This is a genomic window from Streptomyces sp. NPDC005866 (genome assembly GCF_040629895.1).
Taxonomy (GTDB): domain Bacteria; phylum Actinomycetota; class Actinomycetes; order Streptomycetales; family Streptomycetaceae; genus Streptomyces.
This window is the reverse complement of sequence record NZ_JBEXWP010000050.1, coordinates 1-21,006: the sequence shown is the minus strand read 5'-3', so window position 1 is coordinate 21,006 and position 21,006 is coordinate 1. Positions and strand designations below refer to the sequence as shown.

Annotated in this window: 19 protein-coding genes and 1 pseudogene; 12 read left to right on the top strand and 8 right to left on the bottom strand. The window is 69.3% G+C overall.

Annotation, left to right across the window (positions count from 1 at the left end; genetic code table 11):
* From ABZ396_RS40235 to ABZ396_RS40215, 5 genes are all read left to right on the top strand, one after another.
* Positions 1–373 (top strand): helix-turn-helix domain-containing protein (locus tag ABZ396_RS40235; RefSeq protein WP_359187127.1); only part of this gene is annotated, 373 nt, incomplete at its 5' end.
* 817 nt (positions 374–1,190) lie between these two features.
* On the top strand, positions 1,191–2,681 hold the full coding sequence (locus tag ABZ396_RS40230) for a glycosyltransferase (protein WP_358925078.1): 1,491 nt from the start codon (positions 1,191–1,193) through the stop codon (positions 2,679–2,681).
* Positions 2,682–2,794: 113 nt separating this feature from the next.
* Positions 2,795–3,172 carry a DUF2267 domain-containing protein gene (locus ABZ396_RS40225; protein ID WP_358925080.1) on the top strand — a complete coding sequence of 126 codons (378 nt, stop codon included), beginning with the start codon at positions 2,795–2,797 and terminating at the stop codon, positions 3,170–3,172.
* A 10-nt stretch (positions 3,173–3,182) separates the two neighbouring features.
* Entirely contained in the window at positions 3,183–5,390 is a 2,208-nt protein-coding gene (locus tag ABZ396_RS40220) for a glycogen debranching N-terminal domain-containing protein (RefSeq protein WP_358925082.1), read from the top strand.
* On the top strand, positions 5,387–6,472 hold the full coding sequence (locus ABZ396_RS40215) for a glycosyltransferase family 4 protein (RefSeq protein ID WP_358925083.1): 1,086 nt from the start codon (positions 5,387–5,389) through the stop codon (positions 6,470–6,472). The genes ABZ396_RS40220 and ABZ396_RS40215 overlap by 4 nt, the downstream gene beginning before the upstream one ends.
* A gap of 6 nt (positions 6,473–6,478) precedes the next feature.
* Here ABZ396_RS40215 and ABZ396_RS40210 read toward each other — a convergent pair whose 3' ends face one another.
* Positions 6,479–6,697: a helix-turn-helix domain-containing protein gene (locus tag ABZ396_RS40210; protein WP_358925085.1), complete on the bottom strand. Its 219-nt coding sequence runs from the start codon at positions 6,695–6,697 to the stop codon at positions 6,479–6,481.
* Positions 6,698–6,713: 16 nt separating this feature from the next.
* Positions 6,714–7,277 (bottom strand): YdeI/OmpD-associated family protein, encoded by a 564-nt coding sequence (locus ABZ396_RS40205; RefSeq protein ID WP_358925087.1) that lies wholly within the window; start codon positions 7,275–7,277, stop codon positions 6,714–6,716.
* A 303-nt stretch (positions 7,278–7,580) separates the two neighbouring features.
* Between ABZ396_RS40205 and ABZ396_RS40200 the strand changes: the two genes are divergently transcribed.
* From ABZ396_RS40200 to ABZ396_RS40190, 3 genes are all read left to right on the top strand, one after another.
* Positions 7,581–8,996 carry a DEAD/DEAH box helicase gene (locus tag ABZ396_RS40200; RefSeq protein ID WP_358925089.1) on the top strand — a complete coding sequence of 472 codons (1,416 nt, stop codon included), beginning with the start codon at positions 7,581–7,583 and terminating at the stop codon, positions 8,994–8,996.
* A gap of 124 nt (positions 8,997–9,120) precedes the next feature.
* A complete protein-coding gene (locus ABZ396_RS40195) occupies positions 9,121–9,363 on the top strand; it encodes a DUF5302 domain-containing protein (RefSeq protein ID WP_358925091.1) in 243 nt (80 codons plus the stop codon).
* A 391-nt stretch (positions 9,364–9,754) separates the two neighbouring features.
* Positions 9,755–10,054 (top strand): hypothetical protein, encoded by a 300-nt coding sequence (locus ABZ396_RS40190; protein WP_358925092.1) that lies wholly within the window; start codon positions 9,755–9,757, stop codon positions 10,052–10,054.
* 234 nt (positions 10,055–10,288) lie between these two features.
* On the opposite strand, the gene ABZ396_RS40185 is transcribed toward ABZ396_RS40190, so the two are convergent.
* The 5 genes from ABZ396_RS40185 to ABZ396_RS40165 all read right to left on the bottom strand — a co-directional run bounded on the left by ABZ396_RS40185 (position 10,289) and on the right by ABZ396_RS40165 (position 14,852).
* Entirely contained in the window at positions 10,289–11,386 is a 1,098-nt protein-coding gene (locus ABZ396_RS40185; protein WP_358925094.1) for a glycosyltransferase family 4 protein, read from the bottom strand.
* A 77-nt stretch (positions 11,387–11,463) separates the two neighbouring features.
* Positions 11,464–12,375: a UTP--glucose-1-phosphate uridylyltransferase GalU gene (gene galU, locus ABZ396_RS40180; protein WP_358925096.1), complete on the bottom strand. Its 912-nt coding sequence runs from the start codon at positions 12,373–12,375 to the stop codon at positions 11,464–11,466.
* A gap of 146 nt (positions 12,376–12,521) precedes the next feature.
* Positions 12,522–12,725, bottom strand: a complete 204-nt coding sequence (locus ABZ396_RS40175; RefSeq protein WP_358925098.1) for a glycogen debranching N-terminal domain-containing protein — start codon at positions 12,723–12,725, stop codon at positions 12,522–12,524.
* A 178-nt stretch (positions 12,726–12,903) separates the two neighbouring features.
* Positions 12,904–13,227 carry a DUF2267 domain-containing protein gene (locus tag ABZ396_RS40170; protein ID WP_358925100.1) on the bottom strand — a complete coding sequence of 108 codons (324 nt, stop codon included), beginning with the start codon at positions 13,225–13,227 and terminating at the stop codon, positions 12,904–12,906.
* The gene (locus ABZ396_RS40165) at positions 13,176–14,852 is read right to left on the bottom strand and encodes an erythromycin esterase family protein (RefSeq protein WP_358925102.1); all 1,677 of its coding nucleotides are present in this window, start codon (positions 14,850–14,852) and stop codon (positions 13,176–13,178) included. The genes ABZ396_RS40170 and ABZ396_RS40165 overlap by 52 nt, the downstream gene beginning before the upstream one ends.
* 987 nt (positions 14,853–15,839) lie before the next feature.
* Between ABZ396_RS40165 and ABZ396_RS40160 the strand changes: the two are divergent.
* From ABZ396_RS40160 to ABZ396_RS40150, 3 genes and pseudogenes are all read left to right on the top strand, one after another.
* A pseudogene (locus ABZ396_RS40160) lies at positions 15,840–16,076 on the top strand (IS5/IS1182 family transposase); the annotation flags it as partial.
* 214 nt (positions 16,077–16,290) lie between these two features.
* Positions 16,291–17,040 carry a dienelactone hydrolase family protein gene (locus ABZ396_RS40155; RefSeq protein WP_358925104.1) on the top strand — a complete coding sequence of 250 codons (750 nt, stop codon included), beginning with the start codon at positions 16,291–16,293 and terminating at the stop codon, positions 17,038–17,040.
* 229 nt (positions 17,041–17,269) lie between these two features.
* Entirely contained in the window at positions 17,270–17,785 is a 516-nt protein-coding gene (locus ABZ396_RS40150) for a hypothetical protein (protein WP_358925106.1), read from the top strand.
* A 158-nt stretch (positions 17,786–17,943) separates the two neighbouring features.
* Here the strand turns inward: ABZ396_RS40150 and ABZ396_RS40145 are convergent, their stop codons facing one another.
* On the bottom strand, positions 17,944–18,966 hold the full coding sequence (locus ABZ396_RS40145; RefSeq protein ID WP_358925108.1) for a hypothetical protein: 1,023 nt from the start codon (positions 18,964–18,966) through the stop codon (positions 17,944–17,946).
* A 656-nt stretch (positions 18,967–19,622) separates the two neighbouring features.
* Here ABZ396_RS40145 and ABZ396_RS40140 point away from each other — a divergent pair.
* Positions 19,623–20,864 (top strand): Ig-like domain-containing protein, encoded by a 1,242-nt coding sequence (locus ABZ396_RS40140; protein WP_358925110.1) that lies wholly within the window; start codon positions 19,623–19,625, stop codon positions 20,862–20,864.
* The last annotated feature ends 142 nt before the right edge of the window (positions 20,865–21,006 follow it).

Genomic DNA, 21,006 nt, shown 5'->3' with positions numbered 1-21,006 from the left:
CGTCGCGCAAGTCAGCGAGCGCTGGCTGCAGGAGTGCTTCCGCCGGCAGGTCGGCATGTCACCGATGTCCTATCTGCGCGAGGTCCGCATGGAACGGGTGCGTGCGGAGCTCACCGAGGCGGACCCGGCCGGCCGCTACGGCCACTGGGCCTGGCGCGGACTCACGGCGTACTTCGGCGGCTTCCTCGCCATGGTCCCGTTCATCACGCTCAGCTTCTACGTGGGTCCGGTGACGAAGGCACTGGGCGGCGCCGATCTCGCGTTCGTCGTCGGCCTGCTCGCCTCCGGTCTGCTCTACTACTTCCTCGCGTGCACCGGCGAGGACGGCTTCGCTCCGGTCGTCCGCAGGAGGGACCACGCCGGAGTGTCGTAGGCACTGTCCCACCGCGGACCTCGCGGCGCGGGTGAACCCCAAGCGCCCGGTCTCCCCACACGCCCGGCCGCAACAGCGGCCGGACGTCGTGCTGTTTCCACGAGTCAGAGCACGTTTCGAGGCCGCCGGCTCCGCCCGCTCCCGACTCCCCGTCCGGTCAGCCCCACTCCCGGTCCCACCAGCCCCAAAGCGATCCAGATTTTCCTCTGAAGCGGGTTTCGCAGGTTCGAATCCTGCCGGGGGCACAGACAGAAGGGGTGGCTCAGGAGGATTGCCTCCCGAGTCGGCCCTTTGTGCTGCTCCGCGCCACTGTTGCGTCGCCGCACTCGTCGTTGCTCGCAGGCGGGGACGTCCCCGTTCAGGGACTTGTACCTCCGCCTCACCGCAGTACCGGTCACGCTCCGCAGGCCCAGCCGACGCGCGACCGAGCTCTACCGCTGGTACGCCCGGCCCGTCACCCGCCCGGCTGCTCGCCGCGGTCAGGGCCCTGCCGTGACGCGGTCACCACCTCTACGCGTCCTTCGCCTGCACTGGAAGCCGGCTCGCGATGCGGCCCTCACTCTCGACGAGCAGGCCCCGCTGCACCCGCCAGCGCCGCACCAGGCCCCCCGACACGGGGATGTCGACCTGATGAGCTCCGAGATGGGCCGTCCGCCGTCGGCGACCACCGCTTCCGATGAGTCGTGGCTTGCACCGACAGGTCTATTGGGTTCTCCGGCTTTGGTACTGCTGGGCGGAGGAAAGAGGGGGTCTGTGACCGGAACCTGGACTGTGTCGAGGTTCCGAACACTCCAGCGGATGTGCAGGCGGAGGCACGATGGCACACATCACCACCCCACAGCCCCTGACCGTCCTGCCCCAGGGACCGAATGCAGTGCCACCGGTTCTGCCGGAAGCCCATGTCATCGGCGCCGATCCCTTCCTTCTCAGCAGCGTGATCGGGTCCGCCCGGGCCACCGCGCTGGACACCGCCTTCCGCGACGTGAGGGAAGCGCTCTCCGGCCGCCGGGTCATCGATGTGAACTCGACGATGAACGGTGGCGGTGTGGCGGAGATGCTGCATCGGCTGCAGCGATACGCCCGTGGTGCGGGGCTCGACGCCCGGTGGTTCACCATGCGGGGCGATCCCGCCTTCTTCGCCTTGACCAAGCAGTTGCATCACTTCCTGCACGGAGCTGACGCCTCCGGACCACCGCTCGACCGGGCCGGAGCCCAGCATTACGCGGCGGTCTGCGAGGCCAACGCACGAGCCCTGATGAGTGCCGTACGGCCGGGAGACGTGGTCACCCTCCACGATCCGCAGGCCGCGGGTCTCGTCGCTCACCTGCGGCGGGCGGGGGCGCGGGTGGTCTGGCGGTGCCATGTCGGCACGGACGCCGGCAACTGGTACTCGGAGCGGGCATGGGCGTTTCTGCGGCCCTGGCTGGAGACGGCGGATGCCTACGTGTTCTCCCGGGCGCAGTATGTTCCCGGCTGGCTCGCCGGGGGTCCGGTTTCCGTGATCCGGCCGTCGATCGATCCGCTGTCGGCCAAGAACCGGCCCCTTGCCCTCTCGGAGGCCTCGGCGATCCTGAGCCGGATCGGGCTGCGTGCGCATACGGACCGGGACGGGCCGGCGATCTACCGGCGAAGTGACGGTTCGATGAGCCGGATACAGCGGGATCCGACCGTCCTGTGCAGTGCCTCACCGCCACCCGCCGATGCGCCACTCATCGTGCAGGTCTCCCGCTGGGACCCGCTGAAGGACATGGCCGGCGTGCTCACGTCCTTCGCGGATGCCGGCGGCAGTATGGACGGAGCCCACCTGGCCCTGGTGGGCCCGGATGTCAACGGTGTCGTCGACGACCCGGAAGGCGGGCGGGTCTTCGCGGAGTGTGCGGCGCTGTGGCACCGGCTGCCCGACCGGGTGCGCACTCGAGCGCACCTGGCGTGCCTGCCGATGGCCGATGCCGAGGAGAACGCGATGATCGTCAATGCCCTGCAGCGTTCGGCGGCGGTGGTGACGCAGAAGAGCCTGGCGGAGGGATTCGGCCTGACCGTCACGGAGGCCATGTGGAAGGGACGCCCGGTCGTAGCCAGCGCCGTTGGTGGCATCCGTGACCAGATCGAGCACGGAGTTCACGGCATTCTGCTCGACGATCCCCACGACGGAGTGTCCTTCGCCACGCAGACCAGCAGCCTGGTCGGTGATCGGTACCTGGCGAACGTACTGGGGGCCGGTGCCCGGCGCCGGGTTCGGGAGAACTTCCTGGACGACCGTCAACTACTGCAACAGACGTCGCTCTACCGGGAGGTGGCCCGAGTGTGACCCGGCCGGCCCGTGGGCGCTGTCTCCCTCCCGCCGCAACGCCCGCGCGGCCTCCGGCCCGCACGATCACCCCGTTCGGGAGCGGGGCCGAGAAGAACACGAGGAGAGAGCTCATGGATTACGAGACCTTCATCGACACCGTGTCCCGCCGGTCCCAGGTTCCCCGGGACAAGGCTGAGACCCTCAGCCGTGCCACTCTGGAAACCCTGGCCGAGCGGCTCACCCGGGGCGAGGCGGATGATCTCGCCTCGGAGCTGCCCAAGCCGCTGAAGACAGCCCTCATCGCCCCGACCCCGGAGGCGGAGGGATTTGGACTGGACGAGTTCGTCAACCGAGTGAGCCGGCGTTCCGGTATGAGTCCGAACGAGAGCCGCGAGGGAGTGCGTGCGGTACTGAGCACCCTGCGCGACGCGGTCAGCGGCGGCGAGTTCCGTCACGTCCTGGCTCAGCTGCCCCGGGAGTTCGGCGAACTCGCCGGCGCCAGGGGCTAGGGAGGGCGACATGACTGATGAGGTCAGCGGAATCGTCGAGGAGAACGAACCGGCCGTGCTCACCCCGGCCACCGTCACCTTGGTCGAGGGTCCGACGTTCTGCGTCTCGAGCGTCTCCGGGGACATGGACGCCGAGGTCCCGCAGGGGCTGTTCTTCCGGGACATGCGAGTCATCTCCGACTGGCAGGTGCGGGTGGACGGCCTCCGCCCGCACCACCTGACCGTCATGGCCCACGACCCCTACCGCACGACGTTCCTGGCCCGCGTGCCGCCCCACGGCGCACAGAGCGAACTGCTGGTGGAACGCACACGCTATGTGGGTGAGGGGATGCGCGAGGACCTCAGGCTGCGCAACCTGAGCACTCGGGCGATGACCGTGGCGGTCTCCCTCGACATCGGCGCCGACTTCGCCGACGTCTTCGCCGTCAAGGAAAGCCGAGTACGTCCACAGGGCGAAGTGACGGCCACGCCCGAAGGCCCGGTCCTGGAGCTCGACCTTCGTTCCGGTTCCGCATGGCGCGGCGTACGGGTGGAGAGCGAGGACGGCCGCGCCCGGCCGGACGGCCTGGACTTCCGGGCCGAGGTGCCGGCTCGCGGCCAGTGGCGCACCAGTGTGCTGGTGCGGCCCAGCGTCGGCCAGGAGCACGCCAGGGGCGTCTTTCCGGTAGGCGTGGAGCCGGCTGAGTCCGGACCGGCGCGCCGACTGCGGGCCTGGCGCGAGAGTGCTCCGCGCATCACGGAGATCGAGGACCCTGAGCTGCACCGGACACTGCGGCGCAGCCTGGAGGATCTGGGCGCGCTGCGCATCTACGATCCGGCGCACCCGGAGGACACGGCGGTGGCCGCCGGTGCGCCCTGGTTCATGGCCCTGTTCGGCCGGGACTCGCTGCTGTCCTCCTATATGGCTCTGTCTCTGGACCAGAACCTGGCCCTGGGGACCCTGCAGACCCTGGCGCGCGCTCAGGGCCAGAGGGTCGACCCCGACACCGAGGAACAGCCGGGACGCATCCTGCACGAGACCCGTTTCGGCCTGGACTTCCCGCTGGCACGCGGCGGCGGCAGCGTGTACTACGGGACCGCCGACGCCACACCGCTGTTCGTGATCGTCCTCGGTGAGCTCAGCCGGTGGGGCATTGCCCCCGAGGCCGTCGAGTCCCTGCTGCCGCACGCCGACCGGGCGCTCGAGTGGGTCGAGAAGTACGGCGACCGAGACGGTGACGGCTTTGTGGAATACCAGCGGATGACCGCGAACGGTCTGCTGAACCAGGGGTGGAAGGACTCCTACGACGGTATCAACTTCGCCGACGGCAGCCTGGCCGAGCCGCCGATCGCCCTGTGCGAGGTGCAGAGCTACGTCTACGCGGCCTATGTCGTCCGGTCGCACTTCGCTCACGAGGCCGGTGACCTCAAGGCGGTCGACTACTGGTGCGGCCGGGCTGCTGCGTTGAAGGAGGCCTTCAACGAGCGGTTCTGGCTGCCCGAGCGGGGCTGGTACGCCGTCGGTCTCGACCGCGACAAGCGGCCCATCGACGCGCTGGCCTCCAACATGGGCCATTGCCTGTGGACCGGGATCGCCGACCGCGACAAGGCCGAGCAGGTGGCCGAGCGGCTGCTGTCCCCGGAGATGTTCACCGGCTGGGGGGTGCGCACCCTGGCTACGACGATGGGTGCGTACAACCCGATGAGTTACCACAACGGGTCGGTGTGGCCGCACGACAACGCGATCCTGGCCACCGGGCTGATGCGCTATGGCTTCGTCGACCAGGCCCAGCGGGTGGCCACCGGCATCCTCGATGCCGCCGAAGCCTTCGGCGGCCGGCTTCCCGAGCTGTTCTGCGGCTTCGATCGCGGTGACTATGTCGCGCCGGTGCCCTATCCCACCTCCTGCTCCCCGCAGGCCTGGGCGGCCGCCACCCCGGTCCAGCTGCTGCGGGCGCTGTTGCGCATCGACCCGTGGATTTCGCACCGCCAGGTATGGGTGGCACCGGCGTGGCCCGCCCGCTATGGACGCCTGTCCATTCACAACATCCCCCTGGCCGGTGGGCGCGTGGAACTGGAGGTCGACGGCGCGTCGACCCGCATCACGGGGCTGCCCGACGACGTGGAGATCGTGCACCAGCCCCGCCGGCCGGCTGCTCCCGCGCCCAACCACCACGAGCGGCCACCCGGCCCCGGCACGTCAACCGGCGCTCGGTCGCCCCAAGGGCAGGCCCTATGAGCCCCGAACCACCGCTCGACATCGCCATGATCGCCACGCCCTGGTTCTCCCTGCCGCCTCTGGCCTACGGCGGGATCGAGGCGATGTGTGCCGAACTCGTCGACGGCCTGGTCGAACTGGGGCATCGGGTGACCGTCATCGGCGTGGGCCGTAATGGGACCAAGGGCCGGTTCATCGCCACTGACGACAGTCCCGCGGGTGCGCAGAGGCTCGGGAGTTCGGGCCCGGAAGTCCTGCACGCCGCGCTTGCGGCACGCGTGCTGCGTTCCCTCGATCCCGATGTGATCCACGACCACAGCACTGTCGGCCCGCTCCAAGCCGGACAGCGCCGGGCGCCGACCGTGGTCACCGCGCACGGCCCCGTCTCCGGCGAGATGGGCCGCTACTACCGAGCCCTCGGTGACACGGTGCACCTGGTGGCGATCTCACGCGCGCAGCAGGCGCAGGCTCCGGACATCCCTTGGCGCGGACACGTGCACAACGCGCTGCGCACTGCCCGCTATCCCTTCCGTGACCGCAAGGGGAACCAAGTGCTGTTCCTCGGCCGGATCGCCGCGGACAAGGGTGTCCATCTGGCCATCGACGCGGCCCGGGAGGCAGGGCTGCCGCTCACCATCGCCGGCTGCTGCACCGACCCCGCCGAGCAGCCGTACATCGAGAGGGAAGTCCGGCCACGGGTGGGCGAGGACGTGCGCTGGCTCGGGGAGGCCGACCGGCGCACCAAGCTCGACCTCCTGGCGAGCGCCCGCTGCCTCCTCTTTCCCGTCCAGTGGGAGGAACCCTTCGGGATGGTGATGATCGAGGCGATGGCCTGCGGCACGCCGGTCGTCGCACTCCGCCGCGGAGCGGTGCCCGAGATCGTCGAGGAGGGCGTCACCGGCTTCGTCCGTGATCACCCCGCCGAACTGGCCGAGGCGGTGCGCTCGGTGGATCGGCTGGATTCCCGCGCCTGCCGAGGACGAGTCCGCCGTCACTTCGACACAGAACAGATGGCCGCCGCCTACGCCGCTCTGTACCAGCATCTCCGGGGCGGCCACCCCGGCGAGGAACGGACCGCCCGTATGACCCCTCTACTGCGCTAGATGTGCTCAAGCCCGCGTACGCCGCTTGAGCCGTGTGTTCACGTCCGCGAGGTTGCGGTCACTGATCGCACGGATGCGCTGGAGTCGGTAGCGCAGCGTGCTGCGATGGTCGTGCCGTACTGCTGTCGCGATTGACGGCGCACTTCCACGGCAGCTGCGCGACGGCCCAAGAGCGGACCTGCGCGAGCCGAGTCCGGGGCGGGTGGTCTGTGACTGCCGAAGCACCCCCAGGGCGGCGACCTCAGGGGTAGAGCTTCTTCTGCTCGGCCAGCATCGCTACATACTTCTCAATTCGTCGCACCCGGGTCGCGGGCTTCTTGACGTCCTGGACGCGGTACAGGATCGCGTAGCGGTTCTGGCCGTCCAGCGTCGCGAAGAACTCCGCCGCGGCCGGGTTCGCCGCCAGGGCCGCGGCCAGATCGTCCGGCACCGACGCGCTCTTCGCCCCGTCGTACGCGGCGTCCCAGCGGCCATCCGCCTTGGCGCGCTCGACCGCGGCCAGCCCAGCCGGCTGCATGCGCCCGTGTTCGAGTAGGGCCGCGACCTTGTCGCGGTTTGCCTTCGACCACTTGCTCTTCGGCTTGCGTGGCGTGAACCGCTGCAGCCAGTTCCAGTCGTCGAACTTGCCCTTCTGCCCGTCGATCCAGCCGTAGCACAGTGCCACGTCGAGGGCCTGTGCGTAGTCCAGAGCCACGACGCCGTGGGCCTTCTTCCTGAGCTTCAGCCAGATCCCGGTCGAGGAGGAGTGGTGTTCGCTCAGCCAGGACTCGAATGCTTCTGCCGATTCGAACGAAATGATCTCCAAGTCGTCAAACACCTCAGTAGTGAAGCACGCACCAACTGATGCGCGATGCCTTCAGGTCGGTGAAGCCGTGCTCGTTGGCTGCGCGCCCGTGGCTGGCCGGCTTGTTTGCCTGCTTCTGGGCGCGCCGGGAAGCGGGGAGGGGCGGTCGGTATCCCGGCTCGATGTCATGCCTTGTGTTACTCTCATGCGTTTGCGTGGTCGTCGCGGTGGGCGATTCTGCCTGTTCGGTTCCGCTAGTGCGTGGGCTGTGCTGTTCAATCCTGCCGGGCCTTCCTCGGTACGTTCCCCTGCGGAAGGCTGTTCATGAAGCATCCCGATGACTCCGGCATCGCTCACGGCGATCTCGCCCAGCCCGAGGCCACGGCCCCGGCGCTGCCCCCGGTCGTCTCCTTCGCCGGTCTGAAACTGCCGGTGGAGGTGCTGCGGACACTGAGCGGACTCGGGGTGCGCGAACCCTTTCCGATCCAGGCCGCCACACTGCCCGACGCCCTGGAGGGGCGCGACGTCCTGGGACGCGGGCGCACCGGATCGGGCAAGACGCTCGCTTTCGGCCTGGCCCTGCTGACCCGTACGGCCGGGCGGCGCGCCGAACCGAAGCATCCCCTCGCTCTGATCGTTGTGCCCACCCGGGACCTGGCCCAACAGGTCACCCAGGCGCTGGCTCCGTACGCCGAGGCACTGCGGCTGCGGATGGCCACGGTCGTCGGCGGCATGTCGATCGGCCGGCAGGTCGCCGAGCTGCGTCAGGGAGCCGAGGTGGTCGTCGCCACCCCCGGACGCCTGCACGACCTGATCGAGCGCAAGGCCTGCCGCCTGCAACGGGTGAGGATCACCGTGCTGGACGAGGCCGACCAGATGTGCGACTTGGGGTTCCTGCCGCAGGTTGTCGACGTCCTCGACCAGGTGCACCCCGACGGTCAGCGGATGTTGTTCTCGGCCACTCTGGATCGCGACGTCGATCAGCTGGTCCGCCGCTACCTCCACGATCCCGTCGTCCACTCGGTCGACCCGTCCGCGGGCACGGTCACGACGATGGAGCACCACGTTCTGGTCGTCCACGGTCCTGACCGCTACGCCGTCACCACGGAGATCGCCGCCCGCGACGGCCGCGTACTGCTGTTCCTCGACACCAAGCACGCCGTCGACCAGCTCACCCGGCATCTGCGGGCCAGCGGGGTGCACGCCGGGGCCCTGCACAGCGGCAAGTCCCAGCCACAGCGCACACGGACCCTGGCGCAGTTCAAGAACGGCCAGGTCACCGTTCTGGTGGCGACCAATGTCGCGGCCCGTGGCCTGCACGTCGACGACCTCGACCTCGTGGTCAACGTCGACCCGCCCACCGACCCCAAGGACTACGTGCACCGGGCGGGCCGCACCGCCCGCGCCGGTGAGTCCGGCAGCGTGGTCACGCTCGTACTGGCGGGCCAGCGCCGTGAGACAAGCCGAATGATGGCCGGGGCCGGCATCGAGGCAACCGTCACCAAGGTGCGCTCGGGCGAGGCGGAACTGAGCCGGATCACCGGCGCCAAGGCTCCCTCCGGGACCCCGCTCGACGGCGGGCCCGCCGTCCCCCGGGCCAAGAACGCCAACGCTCCCTTCCGCGGCCTCGGCACCAGCAAGGACACTTCCCGCGGCGTCGGCGGCAAGTCCCGAAAGGCAGGCGAGGCCCGCAAGCTCGCCGAGGCCCGCAAGGCCGCCCTCGTGCGTCGCAACGGCTGAGAGGCGTCGCCCTGGCAGTCGAAGCGATACCCGCCGAAACGGAGCAGGATGATGTTGCCGGCGCCCCGCACTGCGCCCGGCATGACAAGCTGTGCTTGCCCACCCCCGAACCCAGGAGGTCACCATGACCGCAGAGCCCGTATCTACGGAAGGTTCGGAGCCGGCTGACCCCGAGACGTCCCCTCTGGCGCCGGACAGCGACGGCAACTACGACCTCAAGCGCAAGTTCCGCGAAGCCCTGGCGCGCAAGCGCGGTGCGCAGGCGGACGCCGCTGATATTGCCGCCAACCCCGATGCGTCGAAGGTGCGTGCGGCGCACGGCCCGGCTGCGAGCCAGCGGTCGTTCAGGCGTAAGAGCGGCGGCTGAGCCGGTCGGTCCCGACATGTGGCCGCTTCACCGGCACTCTGCGCGCCATCCACTCGCGCGCCCCGTGCAGTGGTCCGCAACGTGCGCATGCCCGTGTGCGCGTTGCGGACGAGGCGTGGCCGACGGCCTCGCCTGCGGGGAGGGCCCAGCCGCGGTCGGCTCGGGTCGGTGGCGCCGCCGCACTGGAATTCCGGCCAGGACGTCCGGCCGCCGACGTTGCGCGGTGGCCAGGACGTAGCTGTCGGTACCCGGTGCGACGCCCGCGCGTCTGGCCACCCCCGCGGACGGCACCATCGGAGCCGTCCGAATCCCTGATCATTACTTTCGTTTCCCCCTTCTGCTGCCGCTGATCGACGCACGGTCGGTCGCGTTCCCGGCTGCGATCGCCTTCGTGCTCAGCCTCGACGTGCAGGTGCCGGCCTGCTCCAAGTGGACGCGGTCCAGCTGGTGCATCGTCTGGGCGGGTGCACCGCCGCTGCGTCACCCGTTCCTCCTGCGGCTTCGACAGCGAGTTCGCGCAGGCGGCCTGGAGCGCGGCGGCAGGGTCGCGGCCATCGCCCGCAACACCGACTCCCTCGCGGACCTGCCGGCCGCCCATGGTGAGGCGATTCTCCCGCTGGCCCTGAACGTCACCGACAAGGCCGCCCTGTTCGCGGCCGTCCAGTGGATGCACGAGCCCTGCCCCACCTGAGGGGCCAGGGCCGCGGCCGCATCGTGCGGATCTCCACCATCCGCGGCGTCGCCGCCTTCCCGACTTCCGGCGGCTACAACGAACGCTCCAGGGACGACACCGAATCGCACGCCTCGTGGACACCGGTCGGACTGGCCGAAGCCGAGCCCGACGACGAGGACATCGACCCCCGAGCGCCTGCGGTCGGTTCCCGGCGTCCAGCTCGACGGCCACGGTCAGCCAGCCCTCCTTGGCTCACCGCCGTCCGGCCAGCTCCCGGCGCCCCACCAGTGTCGTGTAGACGTTCTCGTAGCCGATGGTCATGGCGGGCACGTCGAAGTTGGCCTGGACGTGGGCCCGGCAGGCGGCCGGCGAGAGGCGCTCGGCCGCCTCGATCGCGGCGGGCAGTTCCTCGGGGGTGTCGACGATGATGCCGCTGACGCCGTCGGCCACCACCTCGGGGACGCTGCCGCGGCGAAAGGCGACCACCGGCGTGCCGCACGCCATCGCCTCGATCATCACCATGCCGAACGGCTCGTCCCAGCGCACCGGGAAGAGCAGGCAGCGGGCTTCGGCGAAGAGCTCGCGCTTGAAGTTGGCGTCCGCCTGGCCGACGTACGTCACGTCGCGGCCGAGCCGTGGCGCGATCTGCGCCTCGAAGTAGGCCTTCTCTGCGGGTTCGCTGACCTTGCCGGCGAGCACGATCCGCCGGCCCGCGGCTTGTGCGGCGTCGATCGCCAGGTGGGGGGCCTTGTCGGGGTTGAACCGGCCGATGAAAAGCACGAAGTCGCCCTTGACCTCGCGGAACGGGAAGGTGTTGACGTCGATGGCGTTGTAGACCGTGCCGACCCAGTTCAGTGCGGGGTTCAGGCGTTGCTGGGCATTGGAGATCGACACCAGTTCGATGGTGTTGCCGAGCCGGTGCAGGTACTCGCCGGGCTCGCCGGTCACCGGGCCGTGGGCGGTGACGATCGTGGGGGTGGTGCGACAGCGTGCCGTCAGTGGGCCGGCGAGGCAGTGGTCGTGGACGAGGTCGGCGGCCAGGTCGTCGATCACCTCGGCCGCCGCCGCGGCGTGCAGGACCTCGGGCATCGGTTCGCCGATGCGCAGGGACGGCGGTTCGTCGAACACCGGGACGAACCGGGAGGCGCGGGTGCGGTGCCGTCCGGCGCCGATCAGCGTGATGGTGTGTCCTCGGGCGCTGAGTCCGTCGACAAGGTCCGCGACCACCGACTCGATGCCGCCGTAGCCGGTGGGGGGGAGTTCGTACCACGGCGGCGCGACCATGGCGATGTTCAGTGGTTGCGAGGTCGTCCCGAAGCGGTCCGGACTGACCGGAAGGTTCATGGTCATGATGTCGTCCTGTCTGGATCGTGCGGAGGGGCGGTGAGGGGTCCGGACCGCGTCCCCGCGCCGGGGAGCAGTGCCGGTCACGGGCCGACTTCCTCCGCGACGAAGGTGCGCAGCCAGCTCCGGAACTCGGGGCCGATGTCCTCGCGTTCGCTGGCGAGTCTGACCATGGCCCGTATGTAGTCGCCGCGGTCGCCGGTGTCGTAGCGGCGGCCGGTGAAGAGCACGCCGTGCACCGGCCCGCCCGAGTCGGACCGGGAGGCCGCCTCGCGGATGGCGTCGGTGAGTTGGATCTCCCCGCCGCGGCCGGGGGCGGTGTGGTGCAGCGTGTCGAAGAGCGCGGGATCGAGGACGTACCGTCCGATGATGGCGAGGTTGCTGGGCGCCTCCTGGGGCGCCGGCTTCTCCACCAGGTCCGTCACGCGCAGCAGCCCGCTGCGACCGGTCGGTTTGATGGCCGCGCAGCCGTAAAGGCCGACCTGTGAGGGGTCCACCTCCATCAACGCGACCACGCTGCCTCCGAGTTCTCGCCGGGCGTCGAGCATGGGGCCCAGCAGGGGATCCCTCGGGTCGACGAGATCGTCGCCAAGGAGAACGGCGAACGGCTGGTCGCTGACGTGCTGTTCGGCGCAGAGGACCGCATGGCCGAGCCCGCGGGCCTCGCCCTGGCGTACGTAGTGCACGCGGGCGAGTGCGGTGATCGAGCGGACGAGTTCCAGTTTCTCGGTGTCGCCCTTGGACCGCAGCGCCTCCTCCAGCTCGTAGTTGCGGTCGAAGTGGTCCTCCACGGGCCGCTTGTTGCGCCCGGTGATCATGAGGACGTCCGTCAGCCCGGCCGAGACCGCCTCCTCGACGACGAACTGGATGGCCGGCTTGTCGACGATCGGCAGCATCTCCTTCGGCGACGCCTTGGTCACGGGCAGGAATCGGGTGCCCAGGCCGGCGGCGGGGATCACGGCTTTCGTCACTGCCTGGTCAGGGAAGTTCTGCATGGTCGGCTCCCTACGTCGGAGGTGGGTTCGGGCGCAGCACCGCTCGGTGCCCGCGGGCGGCCGAGGGGTGACGGGCCGTCACGGCGGTGAGGGAGGGGGAAGCCCTCACGACTGGGCCCGGTCACCGCACGGACACCCTTCCGTCGTCACCTGAACCGAGTCCGGCAGCCCTCGACCGGCAACCGCCAGTCGGACAGAACGCGGGTGTCCCTGAGGAACAACCCCTGGGCCGCGTCGGGAGCGACATCGCCGTCGGGACCCGACAAGCAGAAGGAGGATCCCTCGACGAGGTTGACGGTCCCGCTGCCGACCTGCGCCGGCTGCCCCGAAAACGCCCAGCCACCGGTCATCGGCTATCCCTCCACGACGCTATGAGCGGATCAAAGTCGCCAAGAAATCCGCATGTGCGAAAAAGAGTTCCACCCGCTCCTCGTGGGCGCTTCGGTGCCGAATGGCTTCAGCGCCGACGTACCACCGACCGCTTCGCCTATGGGCGGCATCCGCACCTCGACACGGCGGACGGAGCGGCTAGGGGAGGAGCTGATCCAGGTCCTTGGGAAGAACGGCTTTGACGTGCCGCCACTCTCCCTCGGAGATCCGGGACTTCAGGGCCCCGAGCACCGTTCTGACCAGTTGCTCCATGCCGCCGTCGACCTGAGCCGGGAACTCGGCCCGCACTCTGTCGAGGAATTCGTCACGGTCCATTTTCACCGGCACGCGGCTCGGGTCCCAGCCGTCGTAGTACAAGCCGCGCACGAGCATGGGAAGTTGGGCGCCGAAATCCACGGCCTCGTCGACCGTCAGCCGGTCGCGCAGAGCGTGCAGGGTGGCCCGCAGGGCGCCGTACGACAAGTTGCGTTGATCCTTCGACCAGCCGTAGGCCTCTTCGATCTCACGCAGCAGTCTGTTGGTCTTGTCCACAGTGGTGTTGAAGGAGGAGAAGCCTGTTTCAACCATGCGGTTCGTCCTTTCTTGCGCATTGAACGGATACATCGCGGGAACCTCGCCGCGCTCCCATCCTGCTGTGCGCTCCAGCTGTCCGAGCGCTCTGGTCTCGTCGATGACGGCGTCGAACTGGTCCGCCACCCGGGCGCCGAGTAGTGGCTCTGCCATTCGGTCTGCGGCCGGTAGACGACATCGATCGCCCACTCCAGGGGCACCGAGCGCGGGGCCTCGGCAGACTGCGGAGCGGAGGGGAAGGAGACCAGGAAATCCTTCTGGCCGACGTCGTGGAAGAGCTCCTCGACGCTGTCGGCGAGCGCCGGCCGCATCCACTTGCGCTCGGCCGGTCCGACCCAGCCGTCGGCCGCCGTCAGCGCCTCCTCGGCGGTCGCGTCGTTCCCGTGGCCGTGGACGTAACGGTTGACCCGGTAGGCGTCGGGCCAGTCGGCCTCGGCCGCGACGGCATGGGACCCCTTCTCCTCGATGAGCCGCCGCGTCATGTGGGCCCGTGCCCGGTAGAACCCGTGTCTGCCGTGTGAGGCCTCGTCGGTCAGCGCGAAGTGGGCGTCCCCCACGAGGTCCAACAGCGCTGCGTCGTCGGGAACGCCGTCCTCCACGGGGAGTGCCTCGGTCCGGATGGCCACGACCTCCCGCGGCACTCCCTGACCCGCCGCCGCGGCCCGTGAGGGGGACGCAGCACGCAGGAGGTCGCGCACCTCCTCATCGGTGGTCTGGGCGACGTCCCAGTACGACTCGCCCGCGGCGTAGAACGGGGACGGTGTCGTCGCGCACACCACCTCGTCGCCCATCGTGTCGAGCTCATGGCAGATCGGCTCCGGCGCGGCGGGCGCCGCGAAGACGATCCGCCGCGGCCGGTGGCGGCGCAGCGCCGCGACGGCGGCCCGCATGCTCGCGCCCGTGGCCAGCTCGTCGTCGACCAGGATGACGGTCCTGCCCGTGAACTCGGGGGGCGGGCGGCCCTCGCGGTAGCCCTGTTGCCGTGGCAGCAGGGCTAGGGCCTGTTGCGATAGTCCCGCCTGCCCCGCGACGCCCGGCACGCACTCTCGCCGCACCGGGCACAAACCCAAGTACGTCCAGTACGAGGGCTTGCACCCGGCACTCTCCCGGCCTCTGGCCGGGGTGACCCCCAGAGAGCACGCAGCGGACGCCGCGGGGCCCGCCCTCCGGGCGGACGACGGGACTTTCGCAACAGGCCCTGGGGCCTCTCGCTCGGCGACCGGTCGTATCGCCTCGGGGGCGATCGCGTGACCGCGGATCACGTCGTCGTTGAGGACCACCACACCGCCGTCCGCGATCGCTCCCGGCGCCACCTCCTCCCGCCCCGGAACGCCGGGCTTCCGGACAAGGAAGGTGTCCAGGGGGGCGTCCAGAGCGGTGGCGACCTCGTAGGCCACCGGCACATCGCCGCGCGGAAGCCCCGGGACGTCGAGGTCGGGGCCGCCGCGATGGTGCTCGAGGAGTCTGGCCAGGACCCGCTCTGCCTCCCTGCGGTCCCGGAACAAGCGGTCCGCCATCTCCAGCCTCCTTCCCGGGGTGTCACGGAGGTCGGCCCCTTGTCGGTGCATCCAGTGGGCGGGTACACCTGCAAGCCGGATTTGACTGGGAGCACCCCGGGTGGTCCTCTCGTGGGTAGCCGTCGGGCTTTCAGCTGTCGGACTTCACCTCGCCGTGGAGCGGATCCTTGCTCTGGGCCTTCGGGCCAGTGGCCGTCAACACGCCGTCGGACACAGCTGCTTGGACGTCCTAGCCGGGCACTACCACCCGACACTCGAAGCGACCGGTGCGCCGCGCGATGCCCTGCGCTATCCGTTCCAAGCGTTCGTCGAACTCCGCTGACGGGTCACGCCAGCTAGGGAGCTGCCGCTGGGCCGGCCGGCCTGCCTGCTCGCTGTCGCACGGGCAAAGCCATCGCCAGCCACCTCGTTGAACGACGAGAACATGTGTAAATAACGCGGCTTCCAGCCTATCGGCGGATGTTGCCCGATGCTCGCCGAAAGAGTGAATTCCAATCCAATAACCCATATGCCCTGTTCGGTGCGGGTGCCTCTGGCCGCGAGCGTGACCGGTGCGGACCGTGGCGAGGAAGCCCGGTGCCCGAGCGCCCCAGAGGGGCCCACAGGCCGCGCCAGGCGAGCATCATGGCTGGTGAGCCGTATCCAAGAACGAGGCGAAGCCCCGCCCCCGCAAGCCCTTCTTCAGCCGTGGTGCACCAGCATGATCAGCCGGGTGCGCAGTCCGGGCCTCGCTCGGCGGTCCAGCGCGCCGGGGGCCTACACGCTCCAGCGCATCTCAGGTATGCAGGATGCACCTGGTCTGCGCCGGACCGAAACGCAGACAGACCCGCCGCGCGATCAGCGTGGCAATGCGGGCCGGCGTCCGCTGGTTCTGGCACCATCCGCGCGGCCGGCCCAACTCGGCGACCAGCCGGGTCCCGCCAGTCCGGCCTCATCTGGGACGGCCGCCCTTGGAACTCCTAACGGAATGATCTTCGGGGTGGTTAGATCGTACCGGGAGTGACGGCGTCGCGGCCGTCCTGGACAGGCCCGTTCACCGGGCTTGCCCGCGCTGCTTCGGCAAGCTCGTGACCGCCCTGCCGGTCGCGATGGAGCGGACACGGTCCGCAGGGGCCGACCGTGGAGCTGCCTCTTGAGGACCGTGTCCTGCTGGTCGCGTCCTAGTGGCGCACCAAGATGGCGCTGCGCCAGCTCGCGCCGCTGTTCGGCATCTCAAAGTCCGCAGTGCTGTCGGCTTCTGGCCGGTGGGCTACGCTGTGCGGCCATGACTACCGGGACGGCGTTGCGCCACACACGGATTGGTGACCCGGTGCTCTTCTGAGTGCCGTACGGGCCGGTGAGGGCCCGCTGTCCGATCGAGGTTCTTGCGCTGCTGCGCGGGCTCCACCTCCGTCGTGTTGATCACAGGCTCGACACATCAACCACGACAGGAGAATTCATGCCCACCGAGACGTTGCAGATTCCCACCGCGGACGGCCAGGCCGACGCATTCGCCGCTTTCCCCGACCGTGGCGAGCGGCACCCGGGGGTGCTGATGTACGCGGACGGCTTCGGTATCCGGCCCGTGCTGCGGGAGATGGCCTGCGAACTGGCCGGGCACGGGTACTACGTGCTCGTCCCCAACCTCTTCTACCGGCACGGCCCGGCACCGGTGATCGAACTTCCCGAGCACATCGGAGAAGAGGTCCGGCCCGTGGTCTTCGCCCAGCTGATGCCCTTGATCAAGGCGCACACCGCCGAGCGCGTCCTGAGCGACGCCGACGCCTACCTCCGGTTCCTCACCATCCAGCCCGAGGTCAGCGCCGGTCCGGTCGCAGTGACCGGCTACTGCATAGGCGGCCTCCTTGCCCTGCGCACCGCCGCGGCCCACCCGGGCCAGGTGGCCGCCGTCGCCGGATTCCACGGCCCCGTGGGCGCCGACGGGCCCGACAGCCACCGCCTCCTCTCCAAGCTCACCGCCCAGGTTCACCTCGGCCACGCCGAAACCGACATGACGCCCGAGGCCCTCGGCGAGCTGAATCTGGCACTGGATGCTGCAGGTGTTGGCTACACCTCCGAGATCTATCCCGGCACCGTCCACGGCTTCACCATGTCCGACACCGACGCCTTCGACCCCGCCGCACTGCAGCGTCACTGGGACCGCTTGCTCCCCCTCCTCAGCCGGACCCTGAAACCGACAGCTCGGTAAGACGCAACCCGCTGTTCGGCCCCTCGTGGCAGTGGCCAATGCCACAGAATGGTCTGGACAGAACGTCTGCGGGAGCCACGGCGCGGATTGGTCCGGCCAGGCGGAGACTGTCCGCTGGCCGGGCTTTTGGGTGTTCGCAGCTGGGGCAGTTCAGGACGTAGTGATCGGTTCAGCCGGTGCGGCCAGCGATCCGGTCGACTGGGGGTACCCCTAGGAAGACGGGGGACTTGTGGCGTTTCCGCCGTGCGTCGGTCTGTGCGATTTGCTCTTCCGCAGCCGCAAGACTGACACGGAGACCTTCGGCTTCGCCGAGCCGGCTTTCGCGCTCGGCTTCCATCATCCGGTCGTGGAGGTTGTTCCGGATCTCTTCGAGCCGAGGCCGTTCAGTGGGGTTCACGATGAGAACCGGACACCGCACACAAGCGTGTTCGTGGCGGCAATCCGTTCCGTAGGACCGTCCGCAGTCTCCGAGGGCGAGCTTCCTGCGCTCGAAGTGGCCGAGGAACTCGTCCCGTTCTTCCGGAGCGACAGCGCGGTATTCCCCGGTTGGCCTGATCGCGCGGCGGCGGCCGCTGAACGCGCGATGCGCTTCGATCGGGTCGGCGGGGTAGAGCGCCGCCTGTCCCATGGTGGTGTTGAGGCTGTCGGGGCCAGCGATGACCTGAGCGATGTGCGGAGGCAGGCCATTGAGGACGGCGTGGGTGATGAAGATCCTTCTGAAGTCATGCGCTGGGGAGGACCTTGACCGGCGGGAGGCGGAAGGATTCCGGGGCGTGCCACGGCCGGAAAACGGGCGCCGGGGGCGAGCACATGCGTGCTCGCCCCCGGCCAGGCCGCTGCGTGCGGTGGACCGGACCGCTCAGGAGCCGATCCGCAGCGGCGGCGTGCCCATGGGGGTCACGCTCACTCGGAGGCGGCCGGCAGGATCTCGATGGTCTTCGAGGTCGCGATCGGCGCGAGCGAGCTGTCGTCGGTGTAGGCGCGCATCGAGTCGTTCGTCACCGACACGGTCACCGAGCCAGGGCGCAGCGCGGTGAGCGTCCGGGTCTGCGGGTCGAGGATCGCCACCTTGCCCTCGTCGCGGGCCTGGTCGATGGCGTGCTTCCCGCTGCCGATCGCCAGTTTGGACGAGCCGCTCCAGTGGACCGACATCGGGTACCGCAGCGGCACCACACGGGTGCCCGTCCCCACGCCCTGCGGCTGCACGATGCTGCCCGAGAGCTGCGCGGTCTTGCCGGCCTCGACCGAAGCCGGGGTGTTGAGCGTGAGGGACTGGGCGAAGGCGCGCACATCGGCCTCGATCCACTGCTGGTTCGCGCTCCGGTCCGCGTCGACGGACCAGTCGACCCACCCGGTGAAGCCACCACGGTCCGGCGTGCCGTACGGGTCCTTGCCCGACGACGGCAGCACCGTGTACGGGACGCCCTCGAGGCGGTGGACGTTGGCGATCTGGGCGTGGGATCCGACCATTGAGGCGCCCTTGCCCGTCGAGTCACGGAAATCCGTGAGCATGTGCTCGATGAGCGCGGCCTCGTCGCGGTCGCCGAGCTGGCTGGACTTCGTCTCGGCCGGGTCGTTCACCGGGTGGTGGGCGAACACCATGACGTTGTGGACCGACTTGTCGTGCTTTGCGTCGGCGAGCGCCTGCTGGAGCATCGGGAGCTGGTCCCACGCCGTCCCGCGCAGCGACCCGAGGGAGCTGGCGAGCAGGATGAACCGCGTGCCCTTGTGGTCGAACGTCCGGTACGGCCGGCCGAACTCCTTGGTGAAGTTCGTCAGGTCCTGCTGGACGTTGTTGAGGCCATAGGACTCGTGGTTGCCCGGCACGTAGTAGCACGGGACCGAGCCGGACTTCGGGTCCGGCGTGCTGTTCGCCGCCGGCTCCTGGCCGACCGGTATGAGGTCGCACCCGGCGTCGGTGAGCACCTGGCGGGCAAGGGAGAGGTCCTGCGGCAGGCCGCGGTCGGTGATGTCGCTCGGCGATCCGGGGAAGGCGGGCCCGGGCGTGGTGGTCGACCTCTCCGCCCTCGGACGTCGGCGAGTACGGGGCGGGCGCCGAGGTGGAAGAGCGGGGTCGCCGTGGCGTGGCACGTCAGCGCGGGCACGATGTCGCCCGGGGCGATGCCGGCGCGGCGTACATCGAGTGCAGTGCGGCCGTTCCCGTGCACCTGGTGACGACGTGGCGGACGCCGAGGAAGGGCGCCGGGGGCGTCCCCCAGTTCAGCCGCCGGAGCGGTCCGGGATGGACACGACGGACATCAGCTGGCGGTGACTGCCTCGACGTCGTTGTCCTTGATCGGGGGCCAGGAGAAATGCGGGCCGGAGACGTCAATGACGGGCGGGCCGCCGAGGAGGGAGAGAGGCCAGGTAGCCGTGGCGCACCGGCCTGGGACAACGCCCTTGGCCAAGGGTCATCCCTCAGTCGAGCAGGGCCTCGGCGACGCGCTCGACGGCGCGTGGCCTTCACCACAGTTTGCTCATTTAAGGACAGATAGACCTATACAAGTAGTTTCATAGCTAGCTGCACTCCCTCGACATCCAGCTCCAGGGATCCCAAACGACCAGTGACAGGGGAGAAGCGTTTGATCACGGCACGTAAAGGACGCACCCGACTGGCGGCTGCGGTCGGCGTACTCGCCGGTGTGCTCTCACTCACGGCCCTCGGCGGTACCAGCAGCGCTGCTACCAGCGGTAACGACGCCGGGAAGCATCCGAAATCGCAGGCGCGGACGGATCAGGCGGCCGCCCAGAAGGCTTCCGACGCCCGAATAAAGATCACGCCCGGGCAAGGTGCCTACGGCGTCAGGATCAACGGCCCCGTCAAGGTCACCGTCAGCAACGGCAAGCTCACCAGGGTGACCATGACCGCCGTCGCGACCGGTGCCGAGGTTCCGGGCACCCTGTCCGCCGACGGCACGTCCTGGAAGCCGAACGGCCGGCTGGAGCGGGCCACCAAGTATCAGGTCGCCGCGGAGGCCAACGACGCCAAGGGCCGCTCCGTCACCGGGAACGCCACGATCACCACGGTCTCCCCGGCGAACAACTTCATCGGGCACCTGTCCCCCGAGGACGGCTCGACCGTCGGCGTGGGCATGCCGGTGACGGTCAACTTCGACAAGGCGATCAGCAACAAGGCCGCCGTGGAGTCGAAGATCCAGGTCAGCTCCAGCAGCGGCCAGAAGGTCGTCGGCCACTGGTTCAACGGCGACCGTCTGGACTTCCGCCCCGAGAACTACTGGAAGCCCGGCTCCACCGTCACCGTCACGCTCAATCTCAACGGCGTCCAGAAGACGGTCACGTTCAAGGTCGGCCGGAGCCAGATAAGCACGGTCGACGCCAAGACGAAGCAGATGACCGTCGTACGGGACGGCAAGACGATCAGGACCATCCCGATCTCGTCCGGCAGCACCGAGCACCCGACGTACAACGGCCAGATGGTCATCTCCCAGAAGTTCAGGCAGATCCACATGAACGGTGCGACCGTGGGCCTCACGAACAAGGACGGCAAGCCCTCCTACGACATCGAGGCCGTACCGCACGCCATGCGCCTGACCGACTCGGGCACCTTCATCCACGGCAACTACTGGGGTGCCGATGCGGTCTTCGGCAAGGTCAACACCAGCCACGGCTGCGTGGGCCTGAAGGACGTCAAGGGCGGCGGTGACGGCAAGCAGCCCGCCGCGTGGTTCTTCGACAACTCGATGATCGGTGACGTCGTCATCGTCAAGAACTCCGCAGACAAGACCATGCCGGCCCCGGACAACGGCCTCAGCGACTGGAACATGCCGTGGAGCGAGTGGGTCGCGGGCAGCGCGACCAGCTGACGCCACGCACTCCCCGAACATCAGAACGTCAACTACCCGGCGCTAAAGCCAATGCCGCGTAGTTAAGCCGCAGGCGAGATGGTCAAGTTGGGCGGGACTTGGGGCTTGGGCCGGTACGAGGACGGGACCTCTGGTAGAGCAG